Consider the following 20035-nt stretch of genomic DNA (forward strand, 5'->3'; position numbering starts at 1 on the left):
TAAACTATCACCACTTTATTAAGAAAATATTATGAAAAAAATCAATGTTCTTCATTTGGCTAGCTTTGACGGTAATATTGGAGATAACGCTAACCATGATGGCTTTTATAGAAAATTGCGTGCATTAGGTTCATATGAATTTGTTTTCACCCAGCTAGAAATTCGAGAATTCTACTGGAAGAAAAAGTACTTTGATGAGTCATTTGTATCTTTGGTAAATGAATATGACCTTCTAATAGTTGGTGGAGGTAACTATTTTGAGTTGTGGGTAGAGGACTCTCCTACAGGTACCTCTATTGCGCTTGAGTTAAATTTGCTAGACGAAATCAAAACGCCCATACTTTTTAACTCTCTTGGCGTGGATCCAGGTCAAGGTGCTTCAGAAAAAAATATCAAGAAGTTTGAACGTTTCCTATCTAAGTTAATAGAAAGAAATGAACTTGTTTCTGTTCGCAATGATGGTGCTAGGAAAAACATATTTAAGCACATCGATAAATATTTTCATGACAAATTTATTTATACATTAGATGCAGGTTTTTTTTGCGAAGTAGACGAACCGTCAAATTATTATAAAGGACGAAATTATATTGCTATTAATATAGCAAATGATATGCACGAATCGCGATTTGTGAGTACAAGTTATGAGCAGTTTTTACAGACATTTGCAAATTTCGCCAAAGCTGTTTTAGCCCAAAATAGTGAGCTGGAACTTGTCTTTGTACCTCATATATATAGAGATCTTAGATTTATTACTGATTTTCTCGAATTTATTCCAGACGAATATAGAAGGAGAAGAATTAGTGTTACCTCATTATTGCATGGTGATGAAGGGTTTAAAGAAGTAATGTCAGTATACAAAGGCGCTAATCTAGTGATTGCAAATCGATTCCATGCAAATGTATGCCCAATAGGTATGGGAGTGCCTACTATTGGTTTGTTTAACTACGTACAAATCGAATCATTATATGAAGAGCTTAATTCAAAACAGTATGTTGATGTTGATAAGGCTGATTTCGATAAAGACCTTATTAAAATGATTAATCAAACATCTCTAAATGAATTTAATGAAGCTGAATACAGTGAATATCTAGAAAAAATCATAGCTTGGCTAGATATTCGAATGGCTAATGTAGGTAAGTTATGAAGAAAGTATTTTTTATATTAGATTGGGATTTCTCATACTTGTGGAGTGATATCGCATTTCGTTTAAAATCAGACATCTACGCTGATGAAGAAATAAATGCACTCGTTGTTGGAAAGAAATACTTTCTCGAACTTTCCGACGGGACAATAAAACATCCATTTAACAAAATCTATTCTTTGGATGAGTTCTATGAAAGCCATATTTATAGCAACATGACATATGAAGGCTTGGATGAACGCATCAGAGAGCTGGAAGAGAAATATGGTGATGAAACGCTATGGAAGTTTGTTTGGGGTGATCGAAGACACATTAAAGATGGGTATGAGAATAACTTAGTTCAGGTGGCAAAATTTTTTGATTACTTTGAAAACCTATATGTAAACGAAAAACCAGATGTAATTGTTACAAACGCATTCGCATCTATGCCACATTTAATTTCGTATTACGTGGCTACTGAACTAGGAATAAAAGTAATTCATGGTACAAAGATGCGAATGGCACTCTTCAATTATACCTATTGGAGTGAAAATTATTATGGTAGCTTAGTTCCGTACAAACCAGTAAAACCTGAAATGTTTCATAAGGCTAAAGAGTTACTCTCTCAGTTCAGGCAGACTCAAGAAATTAGCCAGCGTGATAAAGATGTGATTGTACAGAAAGAGTCAATCGGAAAAGAGCACCTTAAGAGATTCTTTAACTATTCATATCATTACTACGTAACTAAAAAATACTCTGGACATTCAAAACCTAATCCATTCAAAAAACTTTTTGTAGAAGAGGCGATTCCTCGAATGAAACGTTTTTATTACAAAAAGTATTTTAAGTGGGATAATGCAGATCTCAGTTCGAAGTACGTTTATTTCCCACTTCAGGTTCAACCTGAGGCTACGACCATGACATATGCTCATTTTTACATGAACCAGCTGTCTTCGCTCGAGGCGTTATCAAAAAGTGTTCCAATGGGTTATAAGATCTATGTAAAAGAACACCCTGGTATGTTGGGTAAGAACCCATATTCATTTTATAAAGCGTTGAGAAAGTTACCAAACGTTAAAATTATAGCGATGAACCTAGATAGTTATGACGTTATGAAAAAAGCTTCTCTTATAGCAACTATTTCAGGTACAACGGGGTTAGAAGCAACATTGCTCAAGAAACCTGTCATAACTATGGGCAAAGTTTTTTACAATGACTGTAAACTTGTAAAGCATATCGGAGACACAGCGATAACTCAGTGGCCTAAGGTTATAAAAGAGTATTTAGATGACTATCGATGTAATGATAATGATATTCTAGATTTTTTGGCCTTATACTTCTCTAATTCAACTGAATGTATGATTGCAGAGCCGTTAGAAACAGGCTGGGACGTCGTGATGCCGGAAAAAAATCTCGAATCCATTTATCTTGGATTATCAGAATACCTTTCATCGAATTGATAGTTTATGAAAGAGATATTTTCCACTGCTAGACTGCATGTCTTACTGCAGCCAGTGTTCTTAATGTGTGGTTTTTTTTGGAATAGTTTTTTAACGAAAACAATAAGCGTTGACAGTTATGGGCTGTTTACGCTTTCGTTAACTATTTTTTCAATACTATCCATAACTGCGAATTTAGGCTCTGCAGGCGGAGTAATGCGATTTATTCCCCTATATCAGGAATCTAATTCTCAGCATCTACTGAAAAACGTATATCGATTGTCGATATTTATACCATTAACGCTATCTTTATTACTGTATGGCATTTTATATGTAGGTAAGCGAACTATTGATGAAAACTTTGTCTTCGGATTTTCAGAAGTGTTCCCTATTTTGGGGTTGTATATAATCATCAATTCAGTTGGTTCTTCTTTAATGAAAATATCAATTACTAACGGAGATTTTCTAAGAACTAAATTAAATGAGCTCTTCTTTCAAAAAGTTTTACCTATATTATTGCTATGTATTGTTTCAATACTACATATCCCTGGGTTGAAGGTTGTTATAACGGTGTTTATCGTATGTAACCTAGCTTCGCTGTTTTATTGGGTCATTCTAATAAGAAAGTACTATCAGTCAATTCCGACTAAGGATAAGGGTCTAAAACTCGACAAGGAATTCTTGAGATTTTCCATATTGAGTGGAATTTCAAGTATCTTATCTATGATTTACCTTTGGTCTGATAATATTCTTATCGGATTTTACATGGAAAATTATGATGTAGGCTTGTATGGGGCAATGTTTATAGTCGCGGTGATCGTTCGCAACTTTTGGTTTATGGCCTTCACGCCAATTTTGTTACCAGTCTTAACGAAGTATATTGTCAGAAAAGAACATAGTGAAGTCATACAGACTTTTGAAACTTTGCAGAAGATACTAGTTGCTTTAACACTACCGGTTGCGACGGTTTTTCTTGTAGGAGGAGACTATCTAATAAGTTTGATGTATACCGATGAATACTTAAATGGATTAAGCGCCTTTCAAACTTTAGTATTACTTTATACAGTATGTATCTGCTTTGGTTATTCTTCGTATGTTGTTTCAGCAGAGGGAAGGGCGGACGTAATATTCAAATTGACAGTTTTTACATTGGTGATAAATATAGTTTTGAATATGATTCTGATTCCCAAATATGGTCTCATTGGTGCGGCAATAGCAACAGGAATGAGCGAAGTAGTGTTTTCGCTTTCCTGTTTTGCGTTTATCCGTAGAAAATATAAGATAAAATTGTGGGATTGGTCGGTAGCGATCTCAATTTTGTCATTGATTATACTATACGTAACTCCTAGAACCGAAGTTGATACTACATTGATATGCGTATTTGTAATCGCTTTAACTATAATAAGTCTATGTTTCAAGGTCAAAAACTCTATCATCTGGCGTGATAGAAAAGGTGATTTATGAAGATTTTATGTATAACGGGCTCTTTTCTTCCAGATATTGGTGGTATGCAATTTTCTACTCATCAAACTATTATGGGGCTGGTAGAAAATGGAGCAGAAGTGACTCTAATTTGTCCATTTACCGAAGGTAGCGATAAATTCGACGAGGATCTCGCTTTTACTGTATTGCGCTCAGGTAAAGGCGGTTATTTCACAGATTTAAACAACATGATGTTGGCAAACAAACTATTCTTACGTGACAATTATGAACATGTTATAGTCATGGGGCATATGTGCGAGGTTTCCTATGGCGTGTTGTCGAATTTCTTAGCATTTAAAGCTATAATACTGGCCGCTGGAACAAGGTTGTCTTTTCATAACTCGTGGCACAAAGTTTTTATCCGTAATATCCTATTATGCCGAGCATATAAAAATGCATTAAAGATAATTACTATTTCCGAGCAAACGGCTCGCGATATCTCCCAATTCACGAAATTAGAGTTTGATCGAATGAGGAAGATTCCCCGTCCTATCGATGGAAACATTTGGAAGCCTGACTCTAACCGATATATAGGGGGAAATAACTTATTTCGGATAGTTACTTTTAGTCGCTTGGAAGAACAAAAAAACATTCAGGGAGTGTTACAAATATTATCAAAAATTGATACTGAGAAATTCCCTTTTGAATATAAAGTTATCGGTGATGGTGAATATAGAGATAATTTAGTAGCACATGCCAACGCGCTGAATTTAGGGAAGAATGTTGAATTCCTTGGATATAAAGAACAAGACGAAATTTCCAAGATATTATCTGTGAGTGATCTACATATTTTGCTTTCTAAGGCTCACAACGGCTTAGGGGAAACTTTTGGGAGAGTTTATGCTGAGGCTGGATTTGTAGGAGTACCCTCTATAGGATATGACACGCCAGGAGTTAGAGAAGCTATAAGTGAAGGGATTAGTGGGTATCTTTTTAGCTTCGATGAAACTGATGATATAAAAAATAAGATCGAGCAGTTGATATCTAATAGACGGTTACTAGAAGAGCTCTCTGACACTACAATTAGGTTCTGTAATGAGAATTTTGAAAAAAAAATTAATTGGAGCCGCGATATTGGATTACATAAATGAATAGAATCATTAGTTCACTACTTTGGAAGTTTAAAAACCGTCACATTCTTAAGCTGTACAAAGAGTTAAAAGAGCACGAGTCGTCTCTCAATACTCTTTCAGAACGTAAGCTTAAACTGTTGTTGTCTCATGCCAAAAGTCATGTCCCTTATTACCGAGATATAGATTTAGATAGGGTTGAAGTTAACGATCTTACAAGCTTACCAATAATGACCAAGGATATATTGAGAAACAACTTCAAAGAATTGACATCTTCTTCTACCTTGTATCCATTCTGGGAGAACACTTCTGGTGGTTCTACAGGCGAACCAGTTAAGTTCTTACAAGACCGAAATTATCAAGATTGGGTCGATGTTACTTTGTACTATTATTACAAGGATATGCTAAAGCTCGATTGGACAAAAAGCAAAAAATTTATAATCTGGGGTTCAGTAGATGATTTCAAGAAAAGAACAACAATTAGTGCTAAAATAAAGAATTATATTAGTAATATTGTTTTTTCAATGCTTTTGATTTTGGTGATGATAGGAAAAAACTAGCTATTGAGAAGATTAATAGTTACCAACCCGACATATTAAAGTCTTATAGCAACTCTTTAGCTGATCTAGCCAGTTATGCAAAGAAACATAATTTAAAAGTCTTCTCACCAAAGTTGATAATTACAAGCACAGCTATGTTGTATGATGAGCAAAGGTATCTAATAGAAGAAGTCTTTCGATGTAAAGTGTATGATTTTTATGGTTCTCGTGAGTCTAGTGGTATTGCCGCAGAGTATGACCATCGTCAACTTAAACACATATTTATATTTAATAATATAGTGGAAGTTGTAGATGATAGAATCTTGGTTACTAACCTTCATAATTATACAATGCCGCTAATTAGATTTGATATTTTGGACTCTGGACGACGCGTTTCTAAACATGGAGAGGACTTTATTCTTGAAGGCTTAAATGGAAGGGTGTTTGATTATCTTATAGGAAAAGATGGAAAAAAGATACATGCTCAATATTTTATAACATTATTTTTTGGTATCGACGAAATTAAAAATTTTAGTGTTGTCCAAACAAAATTGGATGAAGTGATAGTTTATTATGTTCTTAGTGTTGGTTCAATTTCATCGAGTGTTTTAAATAACATTAACAGCGATATTTCCGGTGCACTAGAATTGCCAGTTAAAGTTAATTGGGAAGAAGTTGATGAGATACCGAAAACAAAGAGCGGAAAATACATATACGTGAGAAGTGAATTATAATGTGTGGAATATTAGGCTCAATTACTAAAAGACAATACAACCTGAATAATGCTTTACGGTCTTTAGCACATAGAGGGCCGGATAATCAGCAAGTATGGAAACATGACCTTGTGACATTTGGCCATACAAGGCTATCTATCAACGATTTGTCTTCAAATGCGAATCAGCCTTTTCAATATCAAGATGTCGTAGCAGTTTTCAATGGAGAAATATACAATTACAAAGCTTTAAGAGAGCAGATCTCATGTGATTATACATTTACAACTAATTCTGAAGTTGAGGTGATTTGTGCTTTGTACAAACGCTATGGTATCGATTTTGTTGATAAACTCGATGGTATGTTTTCTATAGCCATTTTTGATATTACAGAAAACGAAATTTTCTGTTTTAGAGACCGACTAGGGAAAAACCATTTTATTACCATTTTGACTATGACAAGAATGAGTTTTACTTTTCTTCTGAACAGAAAACATTTTCGGAGTTCAATATCGAATTTCAATTCGATAGTAGGATCATCGATAATGTTCTTAATTACACATTTTATTCAAGAGAGTCGTTGAATTCAAATGTTTCAACGCTTCCTCCTGGAGGATATTTACGACTCAACCTAAGCAATTTTCAAATAGAAGTTAGTAAATATTTTGAAGTGTCTGATCTAATTGATGAGTCTTATTATAGAGAACTAAATAATTCGAACTGCGAGTCCATTCTTCAAGATTTATTACGTAGCAGTATTAAGAAAAGATTAATGTCAGACGTTCCTGTTGCTATTATTGCATCTGGCGGTCTAGACTCGTCGTTGATTTCTCATTTCGCAAATGATTATGGAGACTATAATTTACTGCATGTTAATTCTGTTGATGATTCAGAGCTGAACTACGCCAACTCTCTAGCAAAAGACTTAAATGTAAGATTACATTCTATGGATCTTAACTACGATACATTTGTCAATAACCTAGACGATACGTTATTTTACTGGGAGTATCCATTAGTTCATAATAACGCAGTTGGGATACTTCAGGTCTCTAAGTTGGCTCGTGAGCAAGGATATAAAGTATTACTAGGTGGAGAAGGTGCCGATGAACTTTTTGGAGGTTATCCTTATCATCAGTTATTTATGAAAGCTAATTATCTAAGTAGGTTTTTAAAATTCGTACCTACTCAACTTAATCAAGCTCTTATTTATGCGCGCACGGACACGAAAAGTGCTGGGACTCACCCTACGATTGAACATATACTTGTGTCAGAACGTTTTAAAAAGTATGAACAAAAATATAGTTTTGTTTCTAGTGAACATGAAAGAAAAATGCTCTCTTATCTCGCCAGCGAACTTGAGGAATACCTAGTTCCACTGTTGTCTCGTGCAGATCGTATGAGTATGTCTCATGGTGTAGAAATGAGGCTACCTTTCCTTGACATTGAGGTTATACGTTTTGCTCTCAATCTCCCTTTACGAAGTAAGCTTTCTTTGTCTAAGTCCAAAATAATTTTGAGGAATATCGGCAAATCAATCTTGTCACCCAGCTTGATAGACAGGCCAAAAACTGGTTTTACAGTAAACTATTCTGAGCGTTTTTTGCTAGAGAACGGTATTGATGAACTCCATCATTTAAATAAATATTTCGATTCAAAGAACGTTATTCGAAATTTATACCGTAACAAGCAATATCACAAGATTATGAAGCTTTATACACTTGATAAAATATTGAAGAGAAACCATGACAATTCAATTCGTTATTAGGGATGACGACTTATCCTACTTTTCTGACATTGAGTTAATCGAACGATTATACCAAGGCGTCTGGAAAGAGTTTCCTATTACATTTGCAACTATACCTTATCAGAAAGGGACTATAGCTGGACATATGCCACTCGAGTATTGGCACACAAATACTGTATTTCCAATTGGTGAAAATGTTGCATTAGTTAATTATATCAAGTCAAAAATTAAGGAAGGGCGTGTAGATTTAGTAATGCATGGTATACATCATACTTACCGATTTGACAGGCATAAAATAGTTCCTGAACTCAAAGAGCCATCTCCTAACTTCGCGGTTCAGTTAAGAGAAGCTAAGCAATATCTTGAAGAAGTATTCATGACTGAAATCAATACATTTGTCCCGCCAAGCAACACAATGTCTAAAGAGGTCTCTCGTGAGTTAATCAGTCAAGGTTTTAATTTGCTCAATTTGCCTGGCGTAAGGTGCAATACGAGAAGTTTGCTTTCATGGCCCCATCAAAAATCTAGATTGGAGCGTATTTACTATATGGCAAAACATAGGTTTGATAGTCCAAAACCCATAATTGAAGGCACTCGGTGGGAGATTGGCGGCTATGCACTAACGCCATCTACGAACTTAGAACAATTGAAGAGTGCTTTCCGTTACTGTTTGACTCACAACCTTCCATTTGTTTTAGCAACTCATTTCTGGGAACATAGCTGTCGATTACCAAATAATAACAATAAGTTGCAGTATGATATCTTATTAGAGTTTTTAGATTATTGCTACAGCTACGATATCAAACCTTGTTTGGCGCGAGATATTATATTATGAAAAAGCTGATATTTGTTAATATTGGTATGATGATGTTCCGCGGTGGTGGGGAAAATTTCGATATCAATATGTCTAAGGCTCTTCATGACTTAGGTGTCGATGTGGAAATCTACTCGTTGCAACCAGTATTTCGAAAGACTAATTTTGACTCAGTACCGAGACACTTTGGAAAATGCACACTGATTAGAGCCCCTTGGCTGTATCCGTTTACTCAATGGTTTCACAAAACACCTGGGCTCAGTAAGCTAAAAGGGGTTCGTGCGATCCCTAGGCTCATAGGCCAGATCACATTTGAGTTAAGAGCCTACTTCAAGTTGAGAAAACTAAATGAAAGCGTAGTGGTGCATACTTGTGAACTCCCTTTGTTAACTTATCTACTGTCTACTTTTAGTCATCATTCTGCCTATATGAGGATGCCCGGACCGCTAAGTAATTTTTATGATACTTTCTTAGCTAAGAACAGTAATGGAATAATTGCTAATGGTGATGCATATTCAAAAATAGAGAAGTTACACTCTATTAAACCGAAATTAAATTATGTCGAAATTGGAGTGTATGATTTTTCAAAGCATGAATTAGTTTCTAGTGGAAAACAGCGTGAAGCATATAGCATTGACCAGAATGATTTTGTTGTTTTATACGTTGGTAGACTTATAAATATAAAAAATATACCAATGCTAATGGAAGGTTTTTCGTTATTTAAAAACAAGGTTCCGAACTCAAAGCTTATCATTGTTGGAGAGGGTGCCCAAAAGCAAGATCTGGAAATATTAGCAAAGCATCTAATGATTGATAAATCAATAGTATTTGCAGGTAATATTGATAAACCTGAATTGGCAAACTTCTATAATATGGCTGATGTCTTTGCTCTTACGTCTCATTATGATAATTTCCCTAATGTAATGATAGAAGCTATGTCTTTCGGTCTTCCATGTGTAGGAACGAATGTTGGGGGAATTCCTAATATTATTTTTAATGACTCACTTGGTGTTGTTGTAAGTGCTAACGACACTTACGAACTATCTAGCGCGTTTTCTCAATGTTATGAAACCGACTTTGATAGAAACTATATATCGAGTATTATATCAAAAAAATATAGTTGGAATAAAAGTGCAAAAGAATACATCAATTTGTTACAATTATAGCTTTGATTTGGTTATATCATCATTCATTCTTTTTATGTTTGTGTCACTCCCTTTTGCTGTTCAAGGGTGGAACCCAAGTTTGATGGTTTTAAATCGACTTCTATTTGTTTTATTCGGTGTTATTTGTCTTGTACGGCACCTGATAACATGTCAGTTTAAAGTCCGAATTGACTTGAATTTTTTATTCTTACCCATTTTTGTAATGTATAGTTTAATAGTTTCAATTTTCTTTAGAAGTGACGGAATTTTAGCGTATATTAAGGAGGTTGCGCTATTTGTATCAGTTTTTTCATTGATTCTATACTGTTTTACATCTTATATCCCTCCTTTGGTCCCGAGGCTATTTTGTGTCATTGCATCCGCTTTTTCTCTAGATGCAGTATTTCAATCCATATACGGAACAAATATTTTTGGTTTTTCCGAACCTTTTATGGGTCGGCACTGGGGAGTCTTCCACTATGGAGCACCGACTCTCGGTATTTATTTAAGTTTGATTTTCTTTGTTCCTATGTATGTACTTAAAAGTCGAATTTTGGCAGTGCTAACGATGAGTATATTTGCATTAGGAATCTTAGTATCTAATGATAGAGCTGCTCTTATGATCGTGTTTTCGTCTTTTTTGATTTACATGCTTATACAGGGAGGGGGGAAGAGGATCTTATATTTAATAGCACTCACTATGTTAATCGTGATCCTTTCTGCTGTTTTGTATGACTACCTACCTTACAGAATACAATGGTTGGTTGGATTTATTAAAGAAGTGCTTGTTTCTGATAATATTTCGCCTGAAATGTTAGATAGATTCTCTGTGAGTGCATATGTGGATATTTGGACTACGAATATTAGGATCTGGTTTGACCAAGATAATTTATTTTTCGTGTTTTTCGGATCTGGTTTTGGAAACCTGCAATACTTCTTAGTCTCAGAAGGAGGGTATGAACGCACGCACAGCTTTTTGCTGGAGATTCTTATGACTTTTGGGGTATTTGGAAATGTGTTTATTCTAATTATGCTTAAGGGAATCATCAGAAATTACAATTCTGGTGCAATTATGATATTGTCATATTTCACTCCGTTTTTTTTCTTTTCACTTTATAGCGCAAATACTTTATTCATGCTTATCTTTTCGTTCTACAGCTATGCTTACTACAGAACGCAACTTGGGGAGAATTACGATTGACTAATCGCCAATTGAAATTATTAGTTTTTGCATTTTTGACTATTATCCTAACGATTTTTTTGGGCCTATTTATGAAGATGAAAGGGCCTTTCATGTTCGCAAACATAACGACAGTTAGCACGGAGCTTGCGTACTCAAGTCCAGCAGAGCTGCCCAGCTCGATTTCATTCGATCTCAGTTATGTTTCCGACGATTTGACCAGTGACTATCTTTCGTTTTTGAGTCAGTATCTGGTGGCTGATGGTCAAAGAAGCCTCTTGTCTGATATCGACTCTGTAGTAAAAGCTACTCACTATTTGATGAGTTTTGGGGATCGTACAAGCAACGGGTTAGCTAGGAACCTAGAGGATGTTTTAGATAAGTCAGGTAGATATCGTAACGTCTGTAGCGAGGCCGCTAAAGTCTCGTCCGTACTTTTACATGCTTTAGGTTATTCGAGTCGTGTAGTATGGGGTGGGAACCATGTCTTCACTGAAGTTTGGAATGACGAAACTTCACAATGGATTTTGCTTGATGCAGACGGACTTGTTATGGCAAAAAATAATGGACAGTTATTAAACTATCTAAATACTAGAAAGTTGGCTTTATCAGATGTGGATATCTTTGTCCCAGTAGGTGGTTCTCATGAGGTAGATCAGCAGTATAATAAAGAACTGTACTCTAATTCTCGATTTTTCGTTATTATCGATGCAAATAGAGTATTTGAATTGCATGATCTTTTTAGGTCACCAGCGTATATTATGTCTTATGTATTTTTGGATTCGAATAGCGAAGTTTCAGGCTTGCAGGTTGAAGAGCCAGTCTTTAAATCGCTAGGAAATATAGAGTTGTTTTGATGTGTGGTTTTGTTGGTTTAGTTGATTTTTCCGGGGGATTTAGGTCGGATTTTCTGGATTCGATGGCAAATGCTATTAACCATCGCGGTCCAGATGATTCTGGGACTTATTTTAGCGAAAAGGATAGTTATCACATAGGTTTAGCGCATAAGCGTTTATCAATTCAGGACTTGAGCAATAATGGGCATCAGCCTATGGTTAGCTCATGTAAAGACTATATTATTGTTTTTAATGGAGAAGTGTATAATTTTGATGGTATTAAAAAAGAGCTCAAACTTTTAAATTATCATTTTAAATCGAATTCAGATACAGAAGTTATCTTGTATAGTTATATGGAGTGGGGCGATAAGTGCTTAGAAAAATTTATCGGCATGTTTGCTATATGTATTTATAACAAACAGGATGACTCTCTGTTTATAGCGAGAGATCGATTGGGCGTCAAACCGTTGTACTATTATTTGAATGAAGATGTTTTTTTATTTTCCTCTGAGTTGAAATCTTTTCATTCGCATCCAAACTTCCGGGAATCAAAAACAATTAACACTGAAGCTTTAGCCAGCTTTTTCCAGTATGGTTATATTAACGGACCAATTACAATTTTCGATGGTGCCTATAAGCTAGAACCAGGCACATTTATGATTTTTGATTTATCTAAGGGCGCTTTTGAAGTCAAAACTTATTGGAGCATCGACGATTGCTTTACTCAGAAGAAAATCAATCTATCAGAAAGTGATCTTGTCGATGAACTTGAATCATTGTTAGTTGATTCTTACAAGTTGAGAACTGTATCGGACGTCCCTTATGGGGTTTTCCTTAGTGGCGGTTATGATTCCGTTTCCGTTGCATCTTTACTCAGTAAGAAAACCGATACTAGGATTAAGACGTTTACGATTGGCTTTGATGATAGAGATTACGACGAATCAGAGCAGGCTAGGGAGTTATCCCAGTATTTAGGGACTGACCATAAGCAACTAATACTTACCGAAGATGACTTGCTTGATATACTTCACGAATTGCCTGAGATATTTGACGAACCTTTTGGGGATAGTTCTAGTATTCCTACTATCGCTGTATCAAGACTAGCAGCTCAAGATGTAAAAGTTGTTTTGTCAGGAGATGGAGGAGAACGAAAACTTTTTTGGTTATGGCAAATATTTACATACAAAGAAGTTATTCGAGTTTTACAAGAAGTATAGTGTTCCATCTATATCTGACAAATTAGTTAACGATAAAAGTCTCTACACAGCATTTTCATTTGTCCCGTTTAAACTCAAGAAATCCAACTTGGTTAGCAAAACCCTAAAGATACTTAGACTTTCTAAATGTTCTACTATCGAATCACTGTATATTGAAGCAAACAAGTATTTTCTAGATGATGAAGTTAGGCGTTTACTTTCAGTAACCAAGCTCCGCTCAATCGCGTCACTTAGCTCGATGAGGCATATTGATTTTTCTTCATACTTGCCAGAGGACATCTTACAGAAGGTAGACCGAGCTAGTATGAATGCTTCAATTGAATCTCGAGAACCGATACTTGATCATCGTATAGTCGAGTTTTCGGCACGCATACCTGAGTCAGTCCATTATAATGATGAGATAACTAAATCATTGTTAAAAAAAGTGGTACATAGATATGTACCACAAGAATTAATGAGTCGTAAGAAGAAAGGGTTCTCAATTCCAATAGATAAATGGCTTCAAGGAAAGCTTAAGAATGATATTGATAAGTATATCAATTCGGATTTTTTGTCTGATATTCCATACTTAAATAGTGAAGAAGTGATTTTCTTAAAAGAATCTTATTATAATAAGAGAGGAGTGAATCCTCATAAGATTTGGTTTATTTATACTTTTGTTAAATGGTATCAAAGGTGGATGATGAATGTCAGATAAAATTGTCCTGATGATTAACTCGCTTACTCAAGGCGGAGCTGAACGCATTTTTGTCCAACTAGTGAATGATTTTAATTCTCAAGGTTATAAAGTTACAGCTGCTTTTTTAGATGAAGCTACTTTTTATAAGCTACCTGACTCGATTGAAACGATTTATCTCGTAAAGGGGGAAAAAGAAAGTGGTAAGGTAAAAAAATTCTTCAACTTGTTTAAAGCGGCCATTAGACTTAGGAAGTACATAAAAAATAATAATATAAGTTTGGTTCAGAGTCACCTTTTTCGCTCAAATTATATTAATATCATCGCAAAGATTTTAGGGGCTGGTCATAAAGCCCATTTAGTTAGCGCTGTGTCTGCAAAAGCTAAATATCCTGCTGGTCGATTTCTTTCTAATTTGAGTCGAACCATGATAAGTTTTTTTTATCGTAGAGCTGATCTTCTTATATTCAAGGCTAGAGCGATGGAAAAAGAGTATATAAACGACTTTCATCTATCTAACCCATCAATAGTAATTAATAATCCCATTAATACGAATTATGTAAATAAAGAACGATTAAGGACAGAAAGCGCGAAATTCTCATTTGATATTTCTAGAAAATATATTGTTTCTGTAGGTAGATTTCACCCTGATAAGAAACAGTCAGATTTAGTGCTTGCTTTTAGTGAACTCAATAAGACTTGTCGTGATTATGAATTGATCTTCCTAGGGGACGGACCTACCAAGAGTGAGGTTGAGGATCTAGCGTGCGAGATATGTGCTCCTGGTACGGTGCATTTTTTGGGGTCTGTAGACAATCCATTTGTATATTTAAATAAAGCTTCTATTTATATCTCGACATCGATAAGTGAGGGGTTTCCTAACGCTTTAGTTGAAGCTTTGTGTTGTGAAGTCCCCGTAATTTCTACGGATTGTATGACTGGACCTCGTGAAATCTTAGCTCCGGGTAGCGGAGATATTTTTCTGAAAGATACCATTGAAGTCGCAGAGTATGGCATATTGGTTCCGATAAACAATGTTGAGTGTTTAGTTGATGCTATCTGTTTATTGAAAAATGAAGGCTCGGATCTCTATTCAGTGTATAAACGCAAAGCCCCTTTGCGTGCTCAGGATTTTGATTCAAAAGTGATTAATATACGCTACAGAAACTCTTTGGCATTAGGGAATCAGTAATAACGAAGTGGCGCTCATGAATAAAACAATTTTGATAGTTGTAAACGTAGATTGGTTTTTTGTTTCTCATAGACTGCCTATTGCTTTGCGTGCGATTGAACAAGGGTACACAGTTCATTTGGCATCATCTTTTTCTACTCACAAAGCTAAACTTACGCAACTAGGTATAGTCTGTCATGATATCCCATTTACGAGAAGTGGAAGTTCTTTGGTGTCTGAAGGTAAGGTTTTGTTAAGGCTTAGAAAATTGATAGCGGCTTTAAAGCCGGACTTAGTTCACGCAATCACAATTAAGCCTGTTTTGTATACTGGTTTATCTCTTCAATCTTTTTCTCGCCCACCTGCTTTTGTAGCGGCTATATCAGGGTTAGGCTATGTCTTCAGTGCCGATACAAAGAAAGCTAAGTTTGTAAAGCTACTAGTATCTATGTTTTATAGGTTAGCATTAAGAGGTAAGCGCAAAACGGTAATATTTCAGAACGACTCGGATCAAAACATTTTATCAAACATTATTGAACTGCCAGCAAGCCAACGAACCTTAATTAAGGGCTCAGGTGTTGACCTTAACTTGTATCATCATAGACCAGAGTCTGCGGAGGAAAGGGAGATTGTGTCGATGGCTTGTCGATTGCTCAAAGAAAAAGGTGTCTACGAATTTGTAGAAGCTGCGAAGATAATAAAATGTAAGCGTCCCAAGACAGCGTTCTGGCTAATTGGTAGTATTGACCCTGAAAACCCTAACTCAGTAGAGCAAGGTGAGATAGATAGATGGGTTGATAGTGGGGTCATTGAAGCATTGGGTCATCGTACTGATATACCAGAGCTATTTGCTCGCTCAAGCGTTGTGACTATGCCTTCTTTTTATGGAGAGGGCGTACCAAAAGTGCTTATTGAAGCCGCTGCTTGCGGTAGGCCTGTAGTAACTACTGATAACCCCGGGTGTCGAGACGCTATTATTGATAATGTGTCGGGGTTACTTGTTCCTACTAAAGATTCGCAGGCGCTGGCTGAAGCTATAATGGTTTTGTTACTTGATAAGGAAAAGAGGGCTGAAATGGGAGAACAGGCGCGTCGTTACGCGGTGCGGGAGTTTGATGTAAATAATGTAGTCTCAAGGCATATTGAGATTTATAAGTTCCTTATAGAGAGCAAATGATGTCAGTTTTGGTAACGGGTGCTTCTGGTTTTATCGGTCGTAATTTGTTAGAGCGGCTTCCCAAGGAAAGCACCATTGCCCTTGGTCGAACCAAGCCTAAAGGTTTATTCCAATACAAGTTTGTTAAATCAAACATCGATGGTGTTACAGATTATTCTGATGTGTTAATGGGCGTAAGGTGCATAGTTCACTTAGCTGCTCGTGTACATGTTATGAAAGACTGTGTTGATAATCCTCTAGAATCTTATAGAGCGGTTAATACTTACGGAACAGCAAATCTTGCTCGTCAAGCGGCTAACGCAGGAGTTAAGCGGTTTGTATTTATCAGCAGCATCAAAGTTAACGGAGAGAGTACTATCTACGGGAGGCCGTATACACCTTTCGATATTCGAAACCCGAAAGATGATTATGCCTTGTCAAAATCTGAAGCAGAGCTGGAACTTTTATCAATTAGCAAAGAGACAGGTATGGAAGTTGTGATCATTCGTCCAACCTTAGTCTATGGCCCTAATGTTAAGGCAAATTTTTCGTCACTAATGAATTTGGTATCAAAAGGAATACCGTTACCATTTGGCAGAATAACGCATAATAAGCGTAGTCTTGTCTTTGTTGATAACCTCGTTGATCTAATTGTCAGTTGTTTAGATCACCCTAATGCTGTTGGCCAAGTATTTCTTGTCTCAGATGATTGTGATATTTCCACTTCTCAGATGGTGGGAGAGATGTCAGAAGCCCTCGGGGTATCTCAATGGCAAATACCAATACCAATATTGTGTTATAAGTTATACGGAAAATTGTTCAAAAAGTCAGATGTTACAGATAGGTTAATCGGCTCTCTACAAGTCGATATTTCACACACTAAAGATACATTGGGATGGACACCTTTGAGAACTCTTCATGAAGGTATGATAGAAACGGGCAATGCGTTTTTGGAGTACAAAAAGGTAACTTAAAAAAATGATACGTATTATTGATTTTGTAGCCGCATTTTTGGGACTGTTACTTGTGTGGCCTATTCTATTAACTATTGTTGTTATAGGTCTCTTCGATACAGGTTCACCAGTTTTTATTCAAGAACGCGTTGGACGAAACAAGAAACCGTTTAAGTTGATCAAGTTCCGAACAATGTCTGTTGAAACAAAATCGGTTGCTTCTCACTTGGCAAACACTAACTCCATAACTAAGTTGGGTTCCTTTTTACGCAAAACTAAAATTGATGAATTACCACAACTGATTAATGTAGTTAAAGGCGAAATGAGTTTAGTCGGACCTAGACCTAATTTGTTCAACCAGACTGATCTAATTCAAGAGCGTGATGCTTTAGGTATATACGATGTTCTCCCCGGCATTACTGGACTTGCTCAGGTAAAAAATATTGATATGTCCACCCCTGAGCTTTTAGCAAGAACGGATAAACAGATGATTGATGGCCTAAACTTAAAACATTACTTAAAGTATATTGTAATGACAGTTACGGGAAGTGGTTCCGGTGATGCAATAAAATAGAAGATCACTAAAGCAACATCGTTGATGTGATAATCTCTTTGAGACGACCTCTCATTACTTTAGCTATATAGAGGCAGTGGTTTGCAGTCTTTGATAAGCAACTTTAATTATTAACTATTTACAAGCAGTGTTACTTATATAAAAGGTGTTCGTTGGGCATCAATATTATGTCTCGTGGCTACAACTAGTAGATAGTGGCTACTTTGGCATGGGAAGTAGTTATCTTTCATAACTGCTCGATAAGCTCTCTACTCACTTGCTGCACAATCGCGTTTTAGGTTTTGTGCAGTAAAATTAAGATAAACGTTATGGCTAGACTCAATTTTATATGGAATATGTCGCGTTTTAATAAACGCTTGATCAGTGTGTTAATAGATACTGTCTTTATCATCGCGTCTTTTTATGCGGCTTATTGGACTCGTATTGGGCACATAAAGCCTCTTGAAGACATCTTCACACAATATGTCGTGCTCGGGACATTACTCGTAACTATCTTTGTATTTTCCAAACTTGGTCTCTATCGAGCTGTCCTACGTTATCTAACTTTTCATGCGTTAGCTGTAGTAAGTGTGGGGACCATCATATCCGCAGCTTCAATATCTATTCTAGCTTTTTACTTCGATGCTCCAATACCGAGATCAGTACCAATTATTTATGGAGCATTTTTGTGCTTACTGTGTGGAGGGGCTAGATTAGTAGTTAGAGTTCTTGTTTCGCAAAGTAATGGCAAAGGTAAAAAAAGTGTCCTTATCTATGGTGCTGGCTCTGCGGGTCGACAATTAGCTCTTGCATTACGATCTTCAGAAACCCATAAAGTAGTCGGTTTTATTGACGAGGATAAAACGCTCTACAATACCATTATTATGGGCTTGAAAGTTAAAGGTATTAGTAGAGCAGAATCATTGATAGAGAAGCACTCTGTCAGTCAAATATTACTAGCTGTTCCGAGCGCTTCAAGGGCTCGTCGAAAAGAGATTCTAGACTCTTTGGTACATCTCTCAGCAGAAGTTTTAACTGTTCCTGACATGAAAGATATCGTAGAAGGCAAAGCAAAAATCGACGAGTTAAAAGATGTTGAGATAGAAGATCTACTTGGTCGAGATTCGGTTGCTCCGCAGCAAGCTCTGATGGAGGCTAATATCAAAGGTAAAGTTGTTATGGTCACCGGAGCTGGCGGTTCTATTGGTTCTGAACTTTGTCGTCAAATTATTCGTCAAAAGCCTCAATCCCTAATTCTATTTGAGCTATCCGAGTTTGGCTTATATCAAGTTGATAGAGAACTCTCTAACTTAGTTTCGAGTGAAGGTCTGAGTGTTGAAATAATTCCATTATTGGGCTCTGTGCAAAGGATTAATCGTCTTGCTACTGCAATGAAGAGCTTTGGTGTGCAAACCGTGTATCATGCTGCTGCATATAAGCATGTTCCATTGGTGGAATACAATGTAGTGGAAGGAGTGAGAAACAACGTCTTTGGTACCTACTACACAGCGAAAGCAGCCATTGAAGCTAGAGTTGAGTCTTTCGTGCTTATTTCTACCGATAAAGCGGTGCGCCCAACCAATGTTATGGGGACCACTAAACGTATGGCTGAACTAGGTCTTCAAGCACTAGCTGAGCAAGAAAACGCAAAAGAGCATGGAACTCGTTTTTGTATGGTTCGATTTGGTAATGTTCTAGGCTCTTCTGGTTCGGTTATTCCATTGTTTAAAAAGCAAATTGCCAATGGTGGCCCTATCACCGTTACTCACCCAGAGATTATCCGTTACTTTATGACAATCCCAGAAGCAGCGCAGTTGGTGATTCAAGCCGGTGCAATGGGCAAAGGTGGGGACGTGTTTGTTCTTGATATGGGTGAACCAGTAAAAATAACTGATCTCGCGGTAAATCTTGTTCAGTTGTCAGGGTTAGAAGTTAAAGATGAAAGTAACCCATACGGAGATATAGCTATTGAGTTTTCTGGTCTCCGACCGGGTGAGAAATTATTTGAAGAACTTTTGATTGGCGATAATGTTGGTGAGACAGCTCACCCTCGAATTATGACAGCTAATGAGCGCTTTCTTCCTTTAGATCAGTATATAGAGCTTACAGAAAAACTAGATGTAGCTTGTCATAACTTTGAGCATGATGAGATTCGTAAGTTATTGCTTGAAGCACCCACCGATTTCAATCCAACTGACGGAATTGGTGATCTTGTCTGGCAAAAGCTTCA

Annotated in this window: 19 protein-coding genes; all 19 read left to right on the plus strand. The window is 36.4% G+C overall.

Annotated elements, in window-relative coordinates:
- Window positions 1–31: 31 nt before the first annotated feature.
- A complete protein-coding gene (locus tag RH46_RS20590) occupies window positions 32–1144 on the plus strand; it encodes a polysaccharide pyruvyl transferase family protein (protein WP_006881458.1) in 1113 nt (370 codons plus the stop codon).
- On the plus strand, window positions 1141–2580 hold the full coding sequence (locus RH46_RS20595) for a capsular polysaccharide export protein, LipB/KpsS family (RefSeq protein ID WP_006881459.1): 1440 nt from the start codon (window positions 1141–1143) through the stop codon (window positions 2578–2580). The genes RH46_RS20590 and RH46_RS20595 overlap by 4 nt, the downstream gene beginning before the upstream one ends.
- Before the next feature lie 6 nt (window positions 2581–2586).
- Complete coding sequence (locus RH46_RS20600; RefSeq protein WP_006881460.1) at window positions 2587–4023, plus strand: oligosaccharide flippase family protein; 1437 nt, start codon at window positions 2587–2589, stop codon at window positions 4021–4023.
- Window positions 4020–5132, plus strand: coding sequence for a glycosyltransferase family 4 protein (locus RH46_RS20605; RefSeq protein WP_006881461.1), 1113 nt, complete (start codon window positions 4020–4022; stop codon window positions 5130–5132). The genes RH46_RS20600 and RH46_RS20605 overlap by 4 nt, the downstream gene beginning before the upstream one ends.
- Window positions 5129–5671: a phenylacetate--CoA ligase family protein gene (locus RH46_RS20610; RefSeq protein WP_006881462.1), complete on the plus strand. Its 543-nt coding sequence runs from the start codon at window positions 5129–5131 to the stop codon at window positions 5669–5671. Before RH46_RS20605 ends, RH46_RS20610 begins: the two co-directional genes overlap by 4 nt.
- 134 nt (window positions 5672–5805) lie before the next feature.
- A complete protein-coding gene (locus RH46_RS20615; RefSeq protein ID WP_006881463.1) occupies window positions 5806–6384 on the plus strand; it encodes a phenylacetate--CoA ligase family protein in 579 nt (192 codons plus the stop codon).
- The gene (locus tag RH46_RS20620; protein ID WP_006881464.1) at window positions 6384–6944 is read left to right on the plus strand and encodes an asparagine synthetase B family protein; all 561 of its coding nucleotides are present in this window, start codon (window positions 6384–6386) and stop codon (window positions 6942–6944) included. Before RH46_RS20615 ends, RH46_RS20620 begins: the two co-directional genes overlap by 1 nt.
- Window positions 6941–8125 carry an asparagine synthetase B family protein gene (locus RH46_RS20625; protein ID WP_071985945.1) on the plus strand — a complete coding sequence of 395 codons (1185 nt, stop codon included), beginning with the start codon at window positions 6941–6943 and terminating at the stop codon, window positions 8123–8125. The genes RH46_RS20620 and RH46_RS20625 overlap by 4 nt, the downstream gene beginning before the upstream one ends.
- Window positions 8103–8939, plus strand: coding sequence for a DUF2334 domain-containing protein (locus tag RH46_RS20630; protein WP_006881466.1), 837 nt, complete (start codon window positions 8103–8105; stop codon window positions 8937–8939). The genes RH46_RS20625 and RH46_RS20630 overlap by 23 nt, the downstream gene beginning before the upstream one ends.
- Window positions 8936–10084: a glycosyltransferase family 4 protein gene (locus RH46_RS21655; protein ID WP_006881467.1), complete on the plus strand. Its 1149-nt coding sequence runs from the start codon at window positions 8936–8938 to the stop codon at window positions 10082–10084. The genes RH46_RS20630 and RH46_RS21655 overlap by 4 nt, the downstream gene beginning before the upstream one ends.
- Window positions 10050–11264 carry a hypothetical protein gene (locus RH46_RS20640; protein ID WP_040896411.1) on the plus strand — a complete coding sequence of 405 codons (1215 nt, stop codon included), beginning with the start codon at window positions 10050–10052 and terminating at the stop codon, window positions 11262–11264. The genes RH46_RS21655 and RH46_RS20640 overlap by 35 nt, the downstream gene beginning before the upstream one ends.
- The gene (locus tag RH46_RS20645; protein ID WP_006881469.1) at window positions 11261–12100 is read left to right on the plus strand and encodes a transglutaminase-like domain-containing protein; all 840 of its coding nucleotides are present in this window, start codon (window positions 11261–11263) and stop codon (window positions 12098–12100) included. Before RH46_RS20640 ends, RH46_RS20645 begins: the two co-directional genes overlap by 4 nt.
- Complete coding sequence (gene asnB, locus RH46_RS22575) at window positions 12100–13296, plus strand: asparagine synthase (glutamine-hydrolyzing) (RefSeq protein WP_050789259.1); 1197 nt, start codon at window positions 12100–12102, stop codon at window positions 13294–13296. The genes RH46_RS20645 and asnB overlap by 1 nt, the downstream gene beginning before the upstream one ends.
- Window positions 13217–13993 carry an asparagine synthase-related protein gene (locus tag RH46_RS22580; protein WP_050789261.1) on the plus strand — a complete coding sequence of 259 codons (777 nt, stop codon included), beginning with the start codon at window positions 13217–13219 and terminating at the stop codon, window positions 13991–13993. Before asnB ends, RH46_RS22580 begins: the two co-directional genes overlap by 80 nt.
- Window positions 13983–15164, plus strand: coding sequence for a glycosyltransferase (locus tag RH46_RS20655; protein ID WP_006881470.1), 1182 nt, complete (start codon window positions 13983–13985; stop codon window positions 15162–15164). The genes RH46_RS22580 and RH46_RS20655 overlap by 11 nt, the downstream gene beginning before the upstream one ends.
- Window positions 15165–15180: 16 nt before the next feature.
- Window positions 15181–16320, plus strand: coding sequence for a glycosyltransferase family 4 protein (locus RH46_RS20660; protein WP_006881471.1), 1140 nt, complete (start codon window positions 15181–15183; stop codon window positions 16318–16320).
- Window positions 16320–17273: a UDP-glucose 4-epimerase family protein gene (locus tag RH46_RS20665; protein ID WP_006881472.1), complete on the plus strand. Its 954-nt coding sequence runs from the start codon at window positions 16320–16322 to the stop codon at window positions 17271–17273. Before RH46_RS20660 ends, RH46_RS20665 begins: the two co-directional genes overlap by 1 nt.
- Window positions 17274–17277: 4 nt before the next feature.
- Window positions 17278–17826 (plus strand): sugar transferase, encoded by a 549-nt coding sequence (locus RH46_RS20670; RefSeq protein WP_006881473.1) that lies wholly within the window; start codon window positions 17278–17280, stop codon window positions 17824–17826.
- 308 nt (window positions 17827–18134) lie between these two features.
- On the plus strand, window positions 18135–20035 hold a 1901-nt coding region (locus tag RH46_RS20675), incomplete at its 3' end, for a polysaccharide biosynthesis protein (protein ID WP_040896419.1).

The organism is Vibrio brasiliensis LMG 20546 (assembly GCF_000189255.1).
In the GTDB taxonomy this organism is placed as follows: domain Bacteria; phylum Pseudomonadota; class Gammaproteobacteria; order Enterobacterales; family Vibrionaceae; genus Vibrio; species Vibrio brasiliensis.

Excerpts from the sequence above, each read along its gene's own strand:
- RH46_RS22580 (WP_050789261.1), top strand. The coding sequence starts at position 13,217 with ATGGAGGAGAACGAAAACTTTTTTGGTTATGGCAAATATTTACATACA.
- RH46_RS20600 (WP_006881460.1), top strand. The coding sequence starts at position 2,587 with ATGAAAGAGATATTTTCCACTGCTAGACTGCATGTCTTACTGCAGCCA.
- RH46_RS20590 (WP_006881458.1), top strand. The coding sequence starts at position 32 with ATGAAAAAAATCAATGTTCTTCATTTGGCTAGCTTTGACGGTAATATT.
- RH46_RS20660 (WP_006881471.1), top strand. The coding sequence starts at position 15,181 with ATGAATAAAACAATTTTGATAGTTGTAAACGTAGATTGGTTTTTTGTT.
- RH46_RS20665 (WP_006881472.1), top strand. The coding sequence starts at position 16,320 with ATGTCAGTTTTGGTAACGGGTGCTTCTGGTTTTATCGGTCGTAATTTG.
- RH46_RS20655 (WP_006881470.1), top strand. The coding sequence starts at position 13,983 with ATGTCAGATAAAATTGTCCTGATGATTAACTCGCTTACTCAAGGCGGA.
- RH46_RS20620 (WP_006881464.1), top strand. The coding sequence starts at position 6,384 with ATGTGTGGAATATTAGGCTCAATTACTAAAAGACAATACAACCTGAAT.
- RH46_RS20630 (WP_006881466.1), top strand. The coding sequence starts at position 8,103 with ATGACAATTCAATTCGTTATTAGGGATGACGACTTATCCTACTTTTCT.
- RH46_RS21655 (WP_006881467.1), top strand. The coding sequence starts at position 8,936 with ATGAAAAAGCTGATATTTGTTAATATTGGTATGATGATGTTCCGCGGT.
- RH46_RS20610 (WP_006881462.1), top strand. The coding sequence starts at position 5,129 with ATGAATAGAATCATTAGTTCACTACTTTGGAAGTTTAAAAACCGTCAC.
- asnB (WP_050789259.1), top strand. The coding sequence starts at position 12,100 with ATGTGTGGTTTTGTTGGTTTAGTTGATTTTTCCGGGGGATTTAGGTCG.
- RH46_RS20605 (WP_006881461.1), top strand. The coding sequence starts at position 4,020 with ATGAAGATTTTATGTATAACGGGCTCTTTTCTTCCAGATATTGGTGGT.
- RH46_RS20615 (WP_006881463.1), top strand. The coding sequence starts at position 5,806 with ATGTTGTATGATGAGCAAAGGTATCTAATAGAAGAAGTCTTTCGATGT.
- RH46_RS20670 (WP_006881473.1), top strand. The coding sequence starts at position 17,278 with ATGATACGTATTATTGATTTTGTAGCCGCATTTTTGGGACTGTTACTT.
- RH46_RS20595 (WP_006881459.1), top strand. The coding sequence starts at position 1,141 with ATGAAGAAAGTATTTTTTATATTAGATTGGGATTTCTCATACTTGTGG.